We start from the raw sequence: 17,928 nt of genomic DNA on the forward strand, positions 1-17,928 counted from the left end.
TATTTAATCAACCTTTTCTACCTTTAGCAATTGGCCATGTTTTAATTCATAAATGGTATCAACATAGGTCAGGATGGAGCGGTCATGGGTTACCATGATGGCGCTCTTGTTTTTGGATTTAACTTCTTTTTGGATCAATTGGGCGATTTCTTGCCCTCGATCTGGGTCTAGGCTAGCTGTTGGTTCATCGGCTAAGATGACCTGCGGATTTCCGATGAAGGCGCGAGCGATGGCTGCCCGTTGTTTTTGCCCACCGGACATCTGATTCGGGTATTGGTGGTAACAAGCTTCGATGCCAAGATCTGCCAACAAGGCTTTGACTTCCTCTTGGCGTTTTTTCTTGTCCTTTTCCCCTTTTAATTTGGCCACCAGTTCTAACTGATCACCGATTTTCATATAGGAGAGGAGCTGGTGGTCTTGGAAGATAAAGCCGAGTAATTCCAGCCGTTTTTGCGTCCATTGGCCTTGGTTGAGACCAGTCAAGTCTTGGCCTGCGATGCGAATCCGCCCCTCATCCGCTGATAAAAGCAAGCCAGCGATGGCCAAAAGCGTGGATTTACCAGATCCTGAAGGGCCCAAGATGGCGACGAATTCGTTGGGTTCGACGCTTAAATTCAGCTGGTTGAGGACATGGTGCATCTGGCTACCATCGGCGTAGGATTTTCTGATATTTTCTAATGCAATAATGGCCATCTTATTCTCCATTTCCACCAATGACTTCGATTGGATCTACTTTTTTGATTTTGACAAGGGACAAGGCACCACACAAAATAGAGGTCAGGATAAAGCTAACCGAGATGGTGAGATTGTCCTTCAGGGTCATAAAGGAAGGGACGCTATTGGGTAAAAATGGCGCCATTATGGTTGCCAAGCCAAGTCCCAGCAGCACTCCGATAAGGGAGATAATGGTGAGCTGGGATAGTTGGACATAGGTAATCTGGCTCATGGACATGCCAATGGCCTTCAAGACGCCGAACTGTTTCAACTTCTGCAAGGTAAGGATATAGAAGAAAACCCCAAGGATAGCAGAAGAAGCGAGTAAGAGCACCCACGTGATCATCCGTAGCGTCAGATTTTGAGCCTTGTAGCCAGGGATTTTATCGATCACCTGCTTCTTATCCGCCACCATCAAGTTGCTGGCTAGATCACTAGAAGGGATGCTTTTCTTGGTCACAAGGGTTTGGGCTTGCCATTGATAGCTTGGATCTGTTTTTTGTCGCATGCCTGTGTAGGTATCCGAGCTGATAAAACCAATCTCGCTATAGCCGTATTTGGCATTTTTCGCGAAGGCCACGACCTTGAGTTTTTGCTTAGAGGTTTTATCGATCACGTGATCGCCGACTTGGATCCCTTCATCCTCTTTGAAAGAACTGTCCAAAATGATCTCGTTTTTCTTTAAGTCGGAGATCTTGAGGTCTGTATCTTCTATGATTGGGTTGAGGATTTCTTCTTCATTGTGATCGGTCGCGAAGTAGGTGATATCCAGAGTATTGGAATCCTCTGTTTTTGAGACGGTCGCCCGCTGGATGGACAAGCCCGAATAGTCCATCCCCTCTATCTTTTGGACCTCATCTAAATCCTTCACCTTAATAGTTGAAAAGGGGATAATCCCTTCTGAATCCGTCGAAAGGATGTAGTGCAGCGACCCATAGTTATCGATTTGGGCTGATACCGACCGGCCCAGTCCATTTGTCAGACCGGACAAGAATACCACCATAAACATAAGGATGGTAATGAGGAGTTCAATCAGGATAAACTTCTTGGGTTGGTATTTAATTTCATTCCATGCGATTTTCATATTCGTTCTCCTTTTAGCACGGAGGTGCTCGAGCAGGGTTGACGGCACCTAAACATACTCTACCATCATACCACAAGTGGGGGGATAATAGGGGGATGGTGTTTGGGGAGTATGAAGGAATCAAAAATTATTGAATGATAAATAATGAAATTATATTTTTCTAAAAAAAGAAACGTTTTCCGGAAAGTTGAGAGTTTGCTATGATGAATATTCAAGACTCAATTTAAGATTTTTAAAATTTTGTTATTTTTCAAATTACTGCTTTTAGGGGATTTCGCAATCGATAAATAAACAATTGATGGATAAGTCACATTGTATTTGACATTAAATGGACATTGGCAATATTTTGGAAGAAAATAAGTAGAGTAGTAAGTGCCTCTTTTATTATAAGCAAATTGTGCAAATTTTTTTGTTTACCCTTGAATACATTGATAATAGCCTCCTTATATTCACACATTATTTGATTTAGAGTAATAAACATGGTACAATGAAAGCGTATACAAAGATCGTGCAAGGAGGGAAAGAAAATGAAAAAAAATAAGCTATTGCTTGCTAGTGCGATTGTGATATCGCTTTTAACTCCAATGTCTCAAGTAAAGGCTGATTGGAAACGGGATAATGTTGGTTGGTGGTATTCACTGAACAATGGTTCTTATTATAAAAACACAGGAGCTTATATTGACGGGAAGTGGTATAGATTTGATGACAGAGGTTATATGATGACCGGCTGGCAGCCGATAGCGGAGCGTAATGCTACTAGTCTGAAAAAAATAAACTGGTCTTATTTTGATCCAGTAAATGGTGATCAAAAAATTGGCTGGCAAAATATAGATGGAAAGTGGTATTACCTTACTAGAAGTGGAGCACTTATTGGTGAGCAATTGATAGATGGGAAAAATTATTATTTTGACCCAGTTAATGGTGATATGCAAACAGGATGGGTATCTGAACAATTCCATTATGGGACAGAAAATATGTATTTCGACCCTGTAAGCGGAGAAAAAGTTAAAGGTTGGAGAAATATAGATGGGAAATGGTATTACTTTATATTTGGTGCCTTAAAAGGTTCGCAGAATTTAGATGGAGAAAAATATTATTTTGATCCGGTTAACTGCGATATGCAAACGGGTTGGGTAAGCATACAAGAGGCCTCTGGTACAAAAAGATATTATTACGACCCAGAAAGTGGGAAACAGCTATCAGGTTGGCAAGAGATAGATGGGAAAAAGTATTACTTTGGCCTGTATGGGGCATACAGTGGTCATATAAGTGGTTTAGATGGAAAAGATTATTATTTTGATTCAGATACTTGTGAATTGAAAATAGGATGGTTTGAGTCAGGTAAATATAAATATTATGCAGATCCAAATGATGGTGGTGCACTTGCAAGAAGTAAGACTTTAATTATAGACGGTATTTCATACACATTCGATAATGGAGGTACTCTTATAAACAATATACCTTAATTGATCAGCACCTTAAAAGTTAGATTTTTTTCTAACTTTCAAGGTGTTTTTAACTATGATGATAAAGAATTTTATTATATAACCAGAGTGAGTTATTAGGTAGCTAATAAGCTTCATTTATAATCATTGATAAAGTCAGTTGCTAAAATTTTAATAATAGAGCAGGTTATTTCTTTAATTACTTTTTGGTCTACTTTTAGATAATATCTTATATGATTTTATCTAAAAGTGGACACTGATAGCCTTTTAAAGGACAAATAAAAAGAGAGTGACTTTATATTTGAATTCGTTGACAGTGACCTCTTTATATCCACACATTATTTGATTTAGAGAAATAAACATGCTACAATGAAAGCGTATACAAAATATAAGGAGGAAATGCAAATGAAAAAAGCAACTAAGTGTTTGCTAGGTGGTGCATTGCTAATATTACTTTTAACCCCAGTATCACAAGTTAAGGCTGATTGGCATCAAGATAATGTTGGTTGGTGGTATTCACTGAACAATGGTTCTTATTATAAAAACACAGAAGCTAATATTGACGGTAAAAGCTATAAGTTTGATGATAGAGGATATATGATAACTGGCTGGCAATATAATGTGTATAATGGTGGAGATTACTCTGGGTGGTATTATTATGATCCTGTAACCGGTGAGGAAAAAAGAGGCTGGCAATTGATAGATGGGAAATGGTATTACCTTACTCCATTTGGAGCACGTTCTGGTCATGAAAATATAAATGGAAAACTTTATTATTTCGACCCAGTTAATTGTGATATGAAAACTGGTTGGATATCTAATCCAGGATATTCTGGTACGGAATGGAATTATTACGACCCTGTAAGCGGAGAAAAAGCTACCGGTTGGAGAAATATAGATGGGAAATGGTATTACTTTGAAAATAGTGCGTTAAAAGGTTTCCAAAAGATAGGTGATAAAAGATATTATTTCGATCCAGTTAATTCCGATATGAAAACGGGCTGGATATCTAAACAAGGATACCCTGGTCTAGAATGGTATTATTACAACCCAGAAAGTGGAGAAGGATTGTCAGGTTGGCAAACTATAGATGGGAAAACGTATTGCTTTGACGAATTTGGTAAGGCATTTGTAGGTCAGAGGACATTAATAGATGGAAAAAAATATTATTTTGACCCAGTTAATCGTGATTTAAAAACAGGCTGGCTTGATTTAAACGGAACAAGATATTATGCTGATCCTAACGACGGTGGTGCATTTGCAATGAATAAAACTTTAATTATAGACGGTGTTTCTTATACATTCAGTAGTGGTGGTTCTGTTATCAATAATGAGCCTTAATTGATTAACGCCTCAAAAGTTGGATTATTTCTAGCTTTTGAGGTGTTTTTAATTACGATAATAACAGACCACCCTCGCGGTGGTTTGTTCTATACTAGACATACATCGAAGAGGAGCTAGAAAAGAAGTGAGGAAAGGAGGATGTCTGTGCTAAAAAAAGGATTGATCTTTCTATTATTAGGAATTACTGTGTTAGTAGCTTGGCTTCTCTTTGTTCCGAATGAACAACCAGCTCTAAATTTTTCATCTAAAAATAAAATTGAATTGCTGGCAAGAATACTTGATCATCGTAATGCCAATACCATTAGAAAAGCTGGCTATGGGATTCCTTCAGACGCAGAGATCAGACGTGTGGGTGGCATAGACCAACTGGAAATGGATGGGGATTTGAAATGGATGGTACGAGTTCCTAGTCCAGATGACAATAAAATCTTGATTACCTCTTCAACGATCATTGAGGGTGAAAAAATAGATGTAGCCTTTTCATTAGATAAAGAGTGGGGATTACTACATGTTAGTTATTTCCATATTGAGAAAGATGGGACCACAAACCGAGTTGAGGTCAGTGATTCTCAGCAAACAGAGCTCCTAGAAAAAGTGCAAACAGCATTAAATCACTTTGTAAAAAAAATGGAGCAAGAGCTAAAGCCGTAACTAGTTATGGATATCTTAAAAAGAATGAAGTTCCGTAGTCTTTGGGTAGAAGGAGCTTTCAAAATAGATCAAAAAAAACCACCTTCGGGTGGCTTTTTTTCTATACTCGTTTTCACCATTTCGTCAAGGAGATTTCGCCGCTATTGAGCCAGATTTCTTCTTGATTGTCTAATTGGACCAAGAGTTGGCCGGTATCAGAGATATCTTTGGCGAGGCCCTGATAGGTCTGTTGGTTCTGCTCAAAAGTAACGGTTCGGCCTAAGACCAGGGAGCGCTCTTTATAGAGGAAGACCAGTTCATCGACATCCGTTTGGAGAAATTCTTTCCAGATCTCGCTGATCAGGTCATTGCGGGTGATGGGACAAGGCCCTTCAAATAAGGAACCTGCCTTACTTTCTAGCGCTTCTGGAAAAGTAGGGATGGCTAAATTGAGACCGACTCCGATAATGACATCCGTGACGAGACCAGTCTCGATGGACGTGATAGCTTCGGTAAGGATTCCCCCAATTTTTTTATGGCGGTAGTAAATATCGTTGACCCACTTGATATCGATATCGATCAGGGTCAGGTTTTTAATAGCCTTGTAGATGGCTCCAGCGACCATGAGGGTATATGGGGGGAGCTCCGCAGGTGGGAGTTGGGGCTTGAGATGAAGAGACATATAGATGCCGCCTTGATCGGGAGAGTAGTAGTCGCGACCAAAGCGGCCCTTTCCAGCAGATTGGGATTTGGCCAGGTAGAGTGCCCTGCCCTCTTTATGGGCTTCCATGCCTAATTTTGCGTCCAATTGGGTAGAATGACATTCTTCATTCAAAGTAACGGTCAACTGGGTATTGCTTGCGATGACCTCAGGAAGCAGAATATCGCCTGAAACCAGTCTATAGCCCTTCTTTTTTAGGGATTCGATGACGACCCCATCTTTTTCCAGGCGCTGAATAGCCTTCCAGATGGAGGTGCGGGAAACGCCTAATTCTTTTGCCAACTGTTCCCCGTTGACATAATCATCTGCCTGAGAAAGGGTTTGAAAGAGGATTTCGTGTGTTTTCATAAGACTAAGACCTCCTAGCGACTGCTGTCTCGAATCGTCAGTTTGGTGGCTAATTTGACCATGCAGGGAACACTTGGTTGACTCCCTTGAAAGGCTTGCCGCAACATCTGAATGGCTTGCTTGCCCATTTCTTCTGTGTAGACGGTCACTGTAGAGAGGGCAGGAAAGACATACTTAGCAATCGAGGTATCATTGAAGGAAATGAGACTGACGCGATCAGGCACAGCGATTTGGTGCTCCTGAAGGGACCGAAGGGCCCCAACAGCTATGGCATCACTGGCCATGAAAAAGGCAGTTGGTAAGTCGTCGCCCAGTGCTTGAATCAGCTGCTCCATCATCTGATAGCCTGACTCAGTTGAGAACTGACCGACAGCGACAAAGCGCTCCTCATAAAGCCCTTTTTCCGTGAGAAACTGTTGAAAGACTCGTTGACGAGGATCCATCTGAAGCGGTGTCGCATCTGCGGTCTCTTCTTGCCCAACCAAGAGTCCGATCTCCTTGTGGCCATGCTCAAGAAAATGCTCGAGAGCGGTGATAACAGAATCTTCTAAATCTGTCGTCACGCAAGAATGCCCCAGATAGAGGGTATTGCTATCGACAAAGATCAGGGGTTTGCCGTAGCTTTCTAGATCTTGAATGGTCTTGGGACTGAATTTTCCAAGAGCAATAATGCCGTCTGCCTCCTGAATCAAAGACCAATCGTCCTTGTTGAAGATACGAAAGATTTCATAGCCTAATTCCTGGGCTTGTTTCTCCAAGCCCATCCGAATGGCATAGTAGTAGAGGTCCTCTAATTCTTCTTCGCGCGTGTACCATTCAAAGATGACGATTTTATGAGAATCTTCGACTGGTTGAGGCGCTGTTTTGCGGCTTTTCTTTTGGTAATGCAGGTCCTCAGCGATGCGAAGAATCCGACTGCGCGTGTCTTCACCAACCGATAAGGTCGCATCCTGGTTGAGGACGCGAGAGACCGTTGCCTGAGAAACGCCTGCTTTTTCTGCAATGTCTTTAATCGTTGCCATGGTTCATCCTTTATTGCTTACTAGTTCCAGTATACTCTAAATACTAGTAAAAAGAAATAAATTTTTACTAAATTTTATGTTTGCTACGATATTGGCTAGGAGTCAGGTGGCTATAGGCCTTAAAGGCCTTTGAAAAATAGAGGGGGTCTGAAAAGCCAACCGAGTAAGCCACGATCTTGATGCTTTCGTCTGTGTTGGTCAGTAACTGCTGGGCACGCTGCATGCGGACCGAGTGCAAGAATTCCTTGGGAGAGATCTGGTGAAACTCCTTAAAAACAGTTGTCAGGTAAGACCGATGGACATTGAGGTCATCAGCGATCTCTTGAATACTCAAGTGTTCTTTATTGTAATGCGTCTCAATCACATGCTTGCAGGTCAGATAGAGCTGATAGGTGGGAGATGGATGGCTCCGATGGATATCGGGAGCCACTTCACTGATAAGAAATAGCAGTTCATAGATCTGCGAGAGAAGGTGGAGTTGGTAGTGCGAAGTCATCTTTGAAGCCTCTGCCTTGTGGACGAGTTGTTCCATAAACTGGCCGATCCGTTCGGTTTCCACCTCTGTTTTCTTTAGAAAGCCTTTTTCATGCAAGGTAGAAAAACGCATGAAATCACTCACCTTGGTGCCACTGATGCCAATCCAGTAGTAGGACCAAGGTTCTTCGGCATCGGCCTTGTAGTAGGTCACTTTATTTTTGGGGAGAAGAAAGAGATCCCCGGCCTCTAGGTGGATTTCTTTTTTATTGAAGTGGAAGACTCCCTTTCCCTTGGTAATAAAATGCAGAACAAAATTGTCCCGAACGCTGGGGCCAAATTCATAGTTCTTCGGGCAATCTTCGTAGCCATAAAAATCAAGGGCTAGGTCAATGGTATCAGTTTGGTATTCAGAAAAGACTAACATAGGTAAACCTCCTACCTAACATTTTACCATATATGTCCAACAAAATTCTATTTTAGTAAACGTTTACATTATGTAAAATAAAGACATGTTAAAAAAGAAAGTTATTGGAACTGAATTTAAAAATACATAGTGATATTTTTCGGGTCCAATGGAGGAAGATATGGCAATTCGTATTGAACAGAATTTGTTCTATGTAGAAAGTAAGGGACTGAGCCTCATCCTTGAAAATCGAGATGGCTACCTGATGCTTAAGCATCTGGGACGTCCGATCCCGTCTTATCATTTTTTCAATACGGTGCATGAGAAGGATCATGCTTTCTCTGGAAATCCAACACCTGACAATCGAACCTTCAGCTTGGATACCCAGCGTCAGATCCTAGGACAGCACGGGCTTGGAGATTTCCGAAAGCCGTCTATTCAAATCCAGCACGGCGCCACAGAGGTGACGGATTTCCTCTATGTCGGAGCCAATATCTACTCTGGCAGTGTCGAGGCAACTGGTCTTCCCAATCCACATACAGTAGATAGTACTGAAACCTTGGCCTTGGTCTTTGAAGATGATCAAGCGGCCCTGCGTTTGACCCTCTATTACACAGCCTACGAGGATCGGGCAACCATCACCAGCTTTTCAAAAATTGAAAACTGTAGTGATGAAACCGTCGTGATCCACAAGGCTCTTAGTGTGTTGGCCGATGTCCCAGCAGGTGACTATGATGTCATCACCCTTCAAGGGGCCTATGCGAGAGAAAAAACAGTCCGCCGTCAACAAGTGGAACAAGGAATCTTCTCCATCAGCTCCAACCGTGGTGCTTCTGGACACGCCCAGACTCCTGCTCTTATCCTAGCAGATCATGAAGTGACAGAAGATGCCGGTTCTGCCCTTGCCTTCCAACTGCTCTACAGTGGGAATTTTGAAGGATTTGTTCAAAAGAATCAACTCAATGAAGTTCGGGTTGGATTGGGAATCAATCCAGAAAACTTCTCTTGGGAGTTAGCGCCAAATCAGAGCTTTGATACGCCGGTAGCCATGATCAGCTACTCACATGAGGGATTGACTGGCCTCAGTCAAGAAAGTCAAGCATTTGTCCAAGACCATATCATTCCTAGCCCCTTTGCCCATAAAGAACGTCCAATTCTTATCAACAACTGGGAAGCGACCTACTTTGATTTCAAGAAAGAAAAATTATTGGAGCTGGCAGATGAGGCTCAAAAAGTGGGAATCGAGCTCTTTGTTCTTGATGATGGCTGGTTTGGCAATCGCTATGATGATAATCGGGCCCTCGGTGACTGGACTGTCAATGAAGAAAAATTAGGAGGAAGCCTTGCAGAACTGATCCAGGGTATCCACGGCAAAGGACTTCAATTTGGCCTTTGGGTGGAGCCAGAAATGATTTCTGTTGATAGCGACCTCTATTGGGCTCATCCGGACTGGGCTATTCAAGTCCCAGGCTATGAACACACCTATTCACGGAATCAACTGGTGCTCGATTTCGCTAATAAAGAAGTAGTGGCTTATATCAAGCAGGTCTTGGATGACTTACTTGGAAACCATGAGATCGACTATATCAAATGGGATATGAACCGCAATATCACCAAACTTGGAAATGGGAAAACCTACCTTGAAACCAAGATGCAATCCCATGCGTATATCTTGGGTCTCTATGAAGTGGTTTCTTACTTAACAGAGAAGTACGAGAACATCCTCTTTGAATCTTGCTCTGGTGGTGGTGGCCGCAATGACCTCGGTATGATGCGTTACTTCCCTCAGGTATGGGCAAGCGACAATACGGATGCCATTGCCAGACTTCCAATCCAGTACGGTTCTAGCTACCTCTATCCTACCATTTCTATGGGGGCTCACGTATCAGCGGTGCCAAATCACCAGATGGGACGGATGACACCACTTGAAACGCGTGGTCATGTAGCCATGATGGGAAATCTGGGCTATGAATTGGATCTAACCAGTCTTCTGCAAGAAGAGTTGGATCGGATCGCAGCTCAAGTCGCTCATTACAAAACGATTCGACCACTTGTTCAGTTCGGAAAACACTACCGCTTGATTAATCCAAGCCAAGGTAGCAATCAAGCAGCCGTCCAGTTCACTTATCAAGACCGCACGGTTGTAACTTATGTACGGGTCTTATCAACGGTTGAGGAGATCGAGCCGACTCTGAAGCTCAAAGGTTTGGAAGAAGATGCGCTCTATAGCTTAGAAGGGACCAACCAAGTCTATTCAGGAGCTGAGCTCATGTATGCCGGCTTAACCGTCGTTCTTCCTCAGGGAGATTTCCTCACTAAACAATATGTTTTTGTCAAAAAATAAAAGGAGACAGCCAAATGAAATGGTATAAAAAAATCGGACTTCTTGCGACAACAGGCTTAGCCTTGTTTGGGCTCGGTGCTTGCTCCAACGATGGAAAATCGGCGGATGGCACAGTGACCATCGAGTATTTCAACCAGAAAAAAGAAATGACTAAAACTTTGGAAGAAATCGCGCGTGATTTTGAAAAGGAAAACCCAAAGGTCAAGGTCAAAGTTGTCAATGTACCGAACGGTGGTGAAGTATTGAAGACACGTGTCCTCGCAGGAGATGTGCCAGATGTGGTTAATATTTACCCACAGTCCATCGAACTGCAAGAATGGGCAAAAGCAGGTGTCTTCGAAGATTTGTCCAATAAAGACTATCTGAAACGCGTGAAAAATGGCTACGCTGAAAAATATGCTGTAAACGGAAAAGTTTACAACGTTCCTTTTACAGCTAATGCTTATGGAATTTACTACAACAAAGATAAATTCGAAGAACTGGGCTTGAAGGTTCCTGAAACCTGGGATGAATTTGAACAGTTAGTCAAAGACATCGTTGCTAAAGGACAAACACCATTTGGAATTGCAGGTGCAGATGCTTGGACGCTCAATGGTTACAATCAATTAGCCTTTGCGACAGCAGCAGGTGGAGGAAAAGAAGCCAATCAATACCTTCGTTATTCTCAACCAAATGCTATTAAATTGACTGATCCGATTATGAAAGATGACATCAAGGTCATGGATATTCTTCGCATTAAAGGTTCGAAGCAAAAGAACTGGGAAGGTGCTGGCTATACAGATGTTATCGGAGCCTTCGCACGTGGGGATGTCCTCATGACACCAAATGGGTCTTGGGCCATCACAGCGATTAATGAACAAAAACCGAACTTTAAGATTGGGACCTTCATGATTCCAGGAAAAGAAAAAGGACAAAGCTTAACCGTTGGTGCAGGTGACTTGGCATGGTCTATCTCAGCTACTACCAAACATCCAAAAGAAGCCAATGCCTTTGTGGAATACATGACCCGTCCAGAAGTCATGCAAAAATACTACGATGTGGACGGATCTCCAACAGCGATCGAAGGGGTCAAACAAGCAGGAGAGGATTCACCGCTTGCTGGGATGACCAAATATGCCTTTACGGATCGTCACTTGGTCTGGTTGCAACAATACTGGACCAGTGAAGCAGACTTCCATACCTTGACCATGAACTATGTCTTGACAGGTGATAAACAAGGAATGGTCAATGATTTGAATGCCTTCTTTAACCCGATGAAAGCGGATGTGGATTAGGAGTAGAGAGACTATGAAAAAAGTATTACAAAAATATTGGGCATGGGCTTTTGTGGTCATTCCCCTCTTGTTACAAGCAATTTTCTTCTATGTGCCGATGTTCCAAGGAGCCTTTTACAGTTTTACCAACTGGACAGGTTTGACGTATAACTACAAGTTTGTCGGCTTGAACAACTTTAAACTCCTCTTCATGGATCCAAAATTCATGAATGCGATTGGATTTACCGCGATCATCACCATTTCCATGGTGATTGGTGAGATTGCACTTGGGATCTTCATTGCGCGTGTCTTGAACTCTAAAATCAAAGGTCAAACCTTCTTCCGTGCATGGTTCTTCTTCCCAGCTGTTTTGTCTGGTTTGACAGTAGCTTTGATCTTCAAGCAAGTCTTCAACTACGGTCTTCCAGCGATTGGGAATGCCCTTCATATTGAGTTCCTCCAAACCAGTCTTTTAGGGACTAAGTGGGGAGCAATCTTTGCGGCTGTCTTTGTCCTTCTCTGGCAAGGAGTAGCTATGCCCATCATTATCTTCCTAGCTGGTCTGCAATCTATTCCAACCGAGATTACAGAAGCAGCAAGAATCGATGGAGCGACTAGCAAGCAAGTCTTCTGGAATGTTGAATTGCCTTACTTGCTACCAAGTGTCTCTATGGTCTTTATCCTAGCCCTAAAAGGTGGGCTTACCGCCTTTGACCAAGTCTTTGCCATGACTGGTGGTGGTCCAAACAATGCCACAACCTCACTTGAGCTCTTGGTTTATAATTATGCCTTTAAAAACAACCAATTCGGTTATGCCAATGCCATTGCCGTAATCTTGTTCTTCTTGATTGTAGTGATTTCAATCATCCAATTGAGAGTATCTAAGAAATTTGAAATTTAAGAGGAGAAGCACGATGAAACAAGATGAAAGAAAAGCCTTGATTGGCAAATATATTCTATTGATTCTAGGATCGGTTCTGATTTTAGTGCCGCTCCTTGCCACCCTCTTTAGTTCCTTCAAACCAACCAAGGATATCGTAGACAATTTCTTTGGATTTCCAACCAACTTCACATGGGACAACTTTAGCCGTCTCTTGGCTGATGGGATCGGAGGCTATTATTGGAACTCTGTCGTCATCACTGTCTTGTCTTTACTTGCAGTAATGATCTTTATCCCCATGGCAGCCTACTCCATCGCTCGTAATATGAGTAAGAGAAAAGCCTTTACCATCATGTACACCCTCTTGATTCTTGGGATCTTTGTACTTTTCCAAGTCATCATGATTCCGATTACGGTTATGATGAGTAAACTCGGTTTGGCTAACACCTTTGGTTTGATCTTGCTCTACTTGACCTATGCGATTCCACAGACCCTCTTTCTCTATGTAGGGTATATCAAAATCTCTATCCCAGAAAGTTTGGATGAAGCAGCAGAGATCGATGGGGCTAATAAATTCACAACCTATTTCCGTATCATCTTCCCAATGATGAAGCCTATGCATGCGACAACCATGATCATCAATGCCCTTTGGTTCTGGAATGACTTCATGTTGCCACTCCTTGTCTTGAACCGGGATTCCAAAATGTGGACCCTGCCATTGTTCCAATACAACTACGCAGGCCAATATTTCAACGACTACGGACCAAGCTTTGCCTCTTACGTGGTCGGTATTATCAGTATCACCATTGTCTATCTCTTCTTCCAACGCCATATCATCGCAGGAATGAGCAACGGCGCAGTGAAATAATAAGATACAAAGCCCGTCAAAAGGTCACAGTGCACCCTAGGGCATCCACATCCGTAGACTAATGAAGTAGTAACGGCTGTGGAAATATAGGGAATCTGAATAAAAAGCCTTGGCTTCTTGGAAGATTCATCTTTTTCACACAGAGCTTAGGGCGTGTTCAATTCCGTATACAAAGGGACGATTCAGCTTGCTGATTTCAATCGTATCCTAGAAAGCAATTCTTAAAATACATAAACTTATAAAAGCCAGGTCTCTTCAGACTTGGCTTTCAAAAAAGGAAAGGAAACCATTATGCCAATTCAAAATAAGACCATGTTAATTACTTACTCAGATAGCTTGGGAAATAACCTCAAGGATCTCTATGAAAATCTGGAGAAATATTTTGGAGATGCAGTAGGTGGGGTTCACCTCTTGCCATTTTTCCCATCAACCGGTGACCGTGGCTTTGCGCCTGTGGATTATGATCAAGTAGATCCAGCCTTTGGAGATTGGGAAGATGTCAAACGCCTGGGGGACAAGTACTATCTCATGTTTGATTTTATGATCAATCACATTTCCCGTCAGTCTAAATACTACAAAGATTATCAAGAGAAGCACGACCAAAGTGCTTACAAGGATCTCTTTCTCAACTGGGACAAGTTCTGGCCAGAGAATCGTCCAACTCAAGCGGATGTGGACTTGATTTATAAGCGCAAAGATCGAGCTCCCAAGCAAGAAATTACCTTTGCGGATGGGACAACTGAGCATCTCTGGAATACCTTCGGGGAAGAGCAGATTGACCTGGACGTGACCAAGGAAGTGACCATGGACTTTATCCGCAAGACCATCGAACATTTGGCGAGCAATGGTTGTGACCTCATTCGTTTAGATGCTTTTGCCTATGCAGTCAAGAAATTGGACACCAATGATTTCTTCGTGGAGCCAGACATTTGGGACTTGTTGGATAAGGTGCGCGATATGGCAGCCAGCTACGGTGCTGAGCTCTTGCCAGAGATTCATGAACACTATTCCATCCAATTTAAGATTGCCGATCACGACTATTATGTCTATGACTTTGCCCTTCCAATGGTGACCCTCTATACCCTCTATAGCTCAAAAGTGGAGCGCCTTGCTAAGTGGTTGAAGATGAGTCCGATGAAGCAGTTCACGACACTCGACACCCATGACGGGATTGGGGTGGTTGATGTCAAGGATATCTTGACAGATGAAGAAATTGACTATGCATCAAATGAGCTCTACAAGGTAGGAGCAAATGTGAAACGCAAATATTCAACAGCAGAGTACAACAACTTGGACATCTACCAAATCAATTCGACCTACTATTCAGCGCTTGGAGATGACGATAGTAAGTACTTCCTAGCCCGCTTGATTCAAGCCTTTGCGCCAGGCATTCCACAAGTTTATTATGTTGGATTCCTAGCTGGGAAGAATGATTTGGAACTCTTAGAAAACACTAAGGAAGGCCGCAATATCAATCGTCATTACTACAGCAATGAAGAAATTGCTCAAGAAGTAGAGCGTCCAGTTGTGAAATCCCTTCTCAAGCTCTTTAGTTTCCGGAACAACTCGCAAGCTTTTGACCTAGAAGGAAGCATTGAAGTGGAAACACCAGATGAACATACCATTGTCATCACGCGCCAAAACAAAGACCAGACCGCCACAGCAGTAGCCCGAATCAATCTTGCTGACGGGACTTACCAAGTGACAGAAAATGGTCAAGAAATGGTGTTTTAAAAAAATATGAACGAACTAAAGGATAAGTAAAAAATGCTTATCCTTTTTCTGTTTTAGATATTGCAACCGTTTACAAAACTATAAAACAATGGTACAATATCTATTGAAAGAAAGGAGGTCGCTTTATGAAAAAAATCATGTATCCATCTGCGGCCCTATTAACGGCTTTTGCTCTATTATCCGTTCAAACAGCAAAAGCAGACACAGCTCAAGTGTCGGATCAAGCCAATGAACCGGCAGCAACAGTAGAAGAGGTGGTGGCTTCTCCAACGCCAGAAAACACCACAGAAAATCAGGGGGAAGTGGCCGAAACACCGACTTCAACAGACCGTGCCGCTGTCCCTGCTGCTTCTCCAACGGTAACATCAACAGAGACGGCATCTCCTGAAGTGGAAAAACTGATTGAAAACATGCCACTCAAACAAAAAGTGACCCAAATGATCATGCCGGACTTCCGTAAGTGGCAGGAGGTTAATCAGGAGTCGCCACAGGATCTCACCAAGGTCAATGCTGAAGTAGCAGATGCGATTGATAAATATGATTTTGGAGGCGTCATTCTTTTTGCTGAAAACGTCAAAGAGACCAAGCAGACCCTGGCTCTGACGCAAGATATGCAAAAGGCAGCGATTGAAAACAAAGCCAATAACGGGAAGATTCCGCTATTATTAGCCATCGACCAAGAAGGGGGGATCGTCTACCGCTTGGGGACAGGTACAGCCCTTCCTGGCAATATGGCCATTGGGGCTACCAATGATCCCAAACTAGCGAAAGAAGCCGGTCAAATCATCGGACGTGAACTTTCTGCGCTAGGCTTGAATGTGGACTTCGCTCCGGTTCTAGATACCAATAACAATCCTCAAAATCCTGTGATTGGGCTTCGTTCCTTCTCATCTGACCCAAATCGGGTTGCCTATCTTGGTATTCCGATGATGAAAGGCATTCAGGACTACAATGTGGCTGTAGCAGCCAAGCATTTCCCAGGTCACGGAGATACAGCGGTCGATTCCCATACGGGTCTCCCATTGGTGGATAAATCTCTTGCTGAGCTTGAAAAATTAGAACTCCTTCCATTCAAAAAAGCTATGGATGAAGGGGTCGACCTCTTGATGACAGCTCATATCCAGTACCCGCAGATTGAAAAAGATCAGGTCGTGTCAAAAGAAACGGGTGAGAAAATCTATGTTCCAGCGACTCTCTCTGATGATATTTTAACGGGCTTGGTACGGAAGAAATACGGCTATAAGGGCGTGATTGTCTCTGATGCCATGGGAATGGATGCTATCGCTAAGAACTTCGGTGAGGTGGAAGCCGTGAAGATGGCTATCAAAGCCGGAGTTGACCTGGTTTTGATGCCAACGACCCTTCGCAGCAAAGCCGATTTGACCAAGATTGATACCATCGTCAATGCAGTGGTAGATGCGGTCCAAACCGGTGACATCTCAGAAGAACGCTTAAATGAGTCGGTTCGTCGGATCCTGACCCTCAAAGAAAAACGTGGGGTCCTGAATTTTGATCCAAGTGCTCGGACAGCTGAAAAAGCAGAGGAAGCAGTCGGATCTAGCCTCAACCGTGACTTGGAACGCAAGATTGCAGCAGCAGCGGTGACGGTTGTAAAAAATGAAGACAATACCTTGCCATTTAAGGTGCAAACAGGGGACCATGTCTTACTACTCGGAGCTTTTGAAAATGAAGTCCCAGGACTAAATTTGGGCATGCGTCGCTTAATCGCGGATGGAGTGCTTCCAAAAGATACCTCCTTTGTGGCCAAGAACTTCACTAAGGAATCCACCCTTGATAGTCTAAAAGAAGACCTTGAAAAAGCCACCCATATCGTAGTGATTTCAGAGATCGGTTATGAAGGGCAACTGGATAAAGATTTCTGGCGGACCAAGATTCCAACAGAAATCGTCAATTATGCCAATACCAACCATAAGAAGGCAGCTGTCCTTTCTATCTCTAAACCTTATGATGTAGCCAACTATCCCGCAGCCAAAGCCATTTTAGCAGTCTATGGAAATAAGGGAATGGATCCAACGGAATCCCTCAAACCAGACAATGCATTTGGTCCTAATATTCCTGCAGGAGTGGAAGTCATCTTCAATGGCAAGGAACATCTAGGTACCTTACCGGTTGATATTCCAAAAATTGTAGACGGAAAAATGTCGGAAACAGAGTATGCCTACCGCATTGGTCATGGTCTTTTCTATCCAGCACCTGCTCCATTGCCAACACCAGAAGTCCAAGATCCAACTTCACCAGGCCAAGATCCAACTTCACCAGTCCAAGAACCAACCCATCAGACACAACCAGTAGAGGTTGGTAACACAGGAACTCAGGTCCTTGTTAGCAAGCAAGAAAAAGCTAGCACTCTTGATGCTCCACAAGTTATTCCGATCGCTGTGAAACAAGCCACTGATCAGGCTCCTGCAAGTGTTTCAGCAAGTCCTGCATCATCGGTATTGCCAAAAACCGGTCAAACAGGGAACCTCCTCTCCCTCATGGGCATCAGCCTCTTAACTTTCCTTGGATCTTTTGTCTATCCAAGAAAGAAACACTAAAGGATTCAGAATCTCAATTGGGTGATTTCCCAATTGAGATTTTTTGGTAAAAGTTTACTAAAATTAACTCGAGATGGCAATGATGGAATAGAAGTTGTAATCG

The 17,928-nt window shown here is 42.9% G+C and carries 14 protein-coding genes; 9 read left to right on the plus strand and 5 right to left on the minus strand.

The genetic code is table 11. The features are described 5' to 3' along the window. Positions 1–3: 3 nt before the first annotated feature. Together O3626_RS06015 and O3626_RS06020 are read right to left on the minus strand one after the other, a co-directional pair. Positions 4–693, minus strand: coding sequence for an ABC transporter ATP-binding protein (locus tag O3626_RS06015; RefSeq protein ID WP_347089832.1), 690 nt, complete (start codon positions 691–693; stop codon positions 4–6). Between the two features lies 1 nt (position 694). Next, positions 695–1,798, minus strand: a complete 1,104-nt coding sequence (locus O3626_RS06020) for an ABC transporter permease (RefSeq protein WP_201088180.1) — start codon at positions 1,796–1,798, stop codon at positions 695–697. Between the two features lie 527 nt (positions 1,799–2,325). Between O3626_RS06020 and O3626_RS06025 the strand changes: the two genes are divergently transcribed. The 3 genes from O3626_RS06025 (at position 2,326) to O3626_RS06035 (ending at position 5,238) form a co-directional block, all read left to right on the plus strand. Beyond that, positions 2,326–3,264 carry an N-acetylmuramoyl-L-alanine amidase family protein gene (locus O3626_RS06025; protein WP_129824116.1) on the plus strand — a complete coding sequence of 313 codons (939 nt, stop codon included), beginning with the start codon at positions 2,326–2,328 and terminating at the stop codon, positions 3,262–3,264. A gap of 384 nt (positions 3,265–3,648) precedes the next feature. Beyond that, the gene (locus O3626_RS06030) at positions 3,649–4,584 is read left to right on the plus strand and encodes an N-acetylmuramoyl-L-alanine amidase family protein (protein ID WP_070594989.1); all 936 of its coding nucleotides are present in this window, start codon (positions 3,649–3,651) and stop codon (positions 4,582–4,584) included. 141 nt (positions 4,585–4,725) lie between these two features. Next, positions 4,726–5,238, plus strand: coding sequence for a hypothetical protein (locus O3626_RS06035; RefSeq protein WP_070594988.1), 513 nt, complete (start codon positions 4,726–4,728; stop codon positions 5,236–5,238). Between the two features lie 112 nt (positions 5,239–5,350). On the opposite strand, the gene birA is transcribed toward O3626_RS06035, so the two are convergent. The 3 genes from birA to O3626_RS06050 form a co-directional block, all read right to left on the minus strand. Further along, complete coding sequence (gene birA, locus O3626_RS06040) at positions 5,351–6,286, minus strand: bifunctional biotin--[acetyl-CoA-carboxylase] ligase/biotin operon repressor BirA (protein ID WP_371495852.1); 936 nt, start codon at positions 6,284–6,286, stop codon at positions 5,351–5,353. A gap of 14 nt (positions 6,287–6,300) precedes the next feature. Further along, positions 6,301–7,308 (minus strand): LacI family DNA-binding transcriptional regulator, encoded by a 1,008-nt coding sequence (locus O3626_RS06045; RefSeq protein WP_371495854.1) that lies wholly within the window; start codon positions 7,306–7,308, stop codon positions 6,301–6,303. A gap of 67 nt (positions 7,309–7,375) precedes the next feature. After that, positions 7,376–8,209, minus strand: coding sequence for an AraC family ligand binding domain-containing protein (locus O3626_RS06050; RefSeq protein ID WP_371495856.1), 834 nt, complete (start codon positions 8,207–8,209; stop codon positions 7,376–7,378). A gap of 160 nt (positions 8,210–8,369) precedes the next feature. Here O3626_RS06050 and O3626_RS06055 point away from each other — a divergent pair, with 160 nt between their 5' ends. From O3626_RS06055 to O3626_RS06080, 6 genes are all read left to right on the plus strand, one after another. Next, entirely contained in the window at positions 8,370–10,532 is a 2,163-nt protein-coding gene (locus tag O3626_RS06055) for an alpha-galactosidase (RefSeq protein ID WP_371495858.1), read from the plus strand. 14 nt (positions 10,533–10,546) lie between these two features. Continuing rightward, complete coding sequence (locus O3626_RS06060) at positions 10,547–11,806, plus strand: extracellular solute-binding protein (RefSeq protein ID WP_371495860.1); 1,260 nt, start codon at positions 10,547–10,549, stop codon at positions 11,804–11,806. Between the two features lie 13 nt (positions 11,807–11,819). After that, entirely contained in the window at positions 11,820–12,686 is an 867-nt protein-coding gene (locus tag O3626_RS06065) for a carbohydrate ABC transporter permease (protein WP_371495862.1), read from the plus strand. Between the two features lie 13 nt (positions 12,687–12,699). Continuing rightward, complete coding sequence (locus tag O3626_RS06070; RefSeq protein ID WP_371495864.1) at positions 12,700–13,533, plus strand: carbohydrate ABC transporter permease; 834 nt, start codon at positions 12,700–12,702, stop codon at positions 13,531–13,533. 291 nt (positions 13,534–13,824) lie between these two features. Then, a complete protein-coding gene (gtfA, locus tag O3626_RS06075) occupies positions 13,825–15,267 on the plus strand; it encodes a sucrose phosphorylase (protein WP_371495866.1) in 1,443 nt (480 codons plus the stop codon). Positions 15,268–15,392: 125 nt separating this feature from the next. Further along, positions 15,393–17,825, plus strand: a complete 2,433-nt coding sequence (locus O3626_RS06080; protein WP_371495868.1) for a glycoside hydrolase family 3 N-terminal domain-containing protein — start codon at positions 15,393–15,395, stop codon at positions 17,823–17,825. The last annotated feature ends 103 nt before the right edge of the window (positions 17,826–17,928 follow it).

Source organism: Streptococcus sp. 20925_1_77, from assembly GCF_041432125.1.
Classification (GTDB): Bacteria; Bacillota; Bacilli; order Lactobacillales; family Streptococcaceae; genus Streptococcus.

Excerpts from the sequence above, each read along its gene's own strand:
- O3626_RS06030 (WP_070594989.1), top strand. The coding sequence starts at position 3,649 with ATGAAAAAAGCAACTAAGTGTTTGCTAGGTGGTGCATTGCTAATATTA.
- O3626_RS06065 (WP_371495862.1), top strand. The coding sequence starts at position 11,820 with ATGAAAAAAGTATTACAAAAATATTGGGCATGGGCTTTTGTGGTCATT.
- gtfA (WP_371495866.1), top strand. The coding sequence starts at position 13,825 with ATGCCAATTCAAAATAAGACCATGTTAATTACTTACTCAGATAGCTTG.
- O3626_RS06080 (WP_371495868.1), top strand. The coding sequence starts at position 15,393 with ATGAAAAAAATCATGTATCCATCTGCGGCCCTATTAACGGCTTTTGCT.
- O3626_RS06055 (WP_371495858.1), top strand. The coding sequence starts at position 8,370 with ATGGCAATTCGTATTGAACAGAATTTGTTCTATGTAGAAAGTAAGGGA.
- O3626_RS06025 (WP_129824116.1), top strand. The coding sequence starts at position 2,326 with ATGAAAAAAAATAAGCTATTGCTTGCTAGTGCGATTGTGATATCGCTT.
- O3626_RS06035 (WP_070594988.1), top strand. The coding sequence starts at position 4,726 with ATGTCTGTGCTAAAAAAAGGATTGATCTTTCTATTATTAGGAATTACT.
- O3626_RS06050 (WP_371495856.1), bottom strand. The coding sequence starts at position 8,209 with ATGTTAGTCTTTTCTGAATACCAAACTGATACCATTGACCTAGCCCTT.
- birA (WP_371495852.1), bottom strand. The coding sequence starts at position 6,286 with ATGAAAACACACGAAATCCTCTTTCAAACCCTTTCTCAGGCAGATGAT.
- O3626_RS06020 (WP_201088180.1), bottom strand. The coding sequence starts at position 1,798 with ATGAAAATCGCATGGAATGAAATTAAATACCAACCCAAGAAGTTTATC.
- O3626_RS06060 (WP_371495860.1), top strand. The coding sequence starts at position 10,547 with ATGAAATGGTATAAAAAAATCGGACTTCTTGCGACAACAGGCTTAGCC.
- O3626_RS06015 (WP_347089832.1), bottom strand. The coding sequence starts at position 693 with ATGGCCATTATTGCATTAGAAAATATCAGAAAATCCTACGCCGATGGT.
- O3626_RS06045 (WP_371495854.1), bottom strand. The coding sequence starts at position 7,308 with ATGGCAACGATTAAAGACATTGCAGAAAAAGCAGGCGTTTCTCAGGCA.
- O3626_RS06070 (WP_371495864.1), top strand. The coding sequence starts at position 12,700 with ATGAAACAAGATGAAAGAAAAGCCTTGATTGGCAAATATATTCTATTG.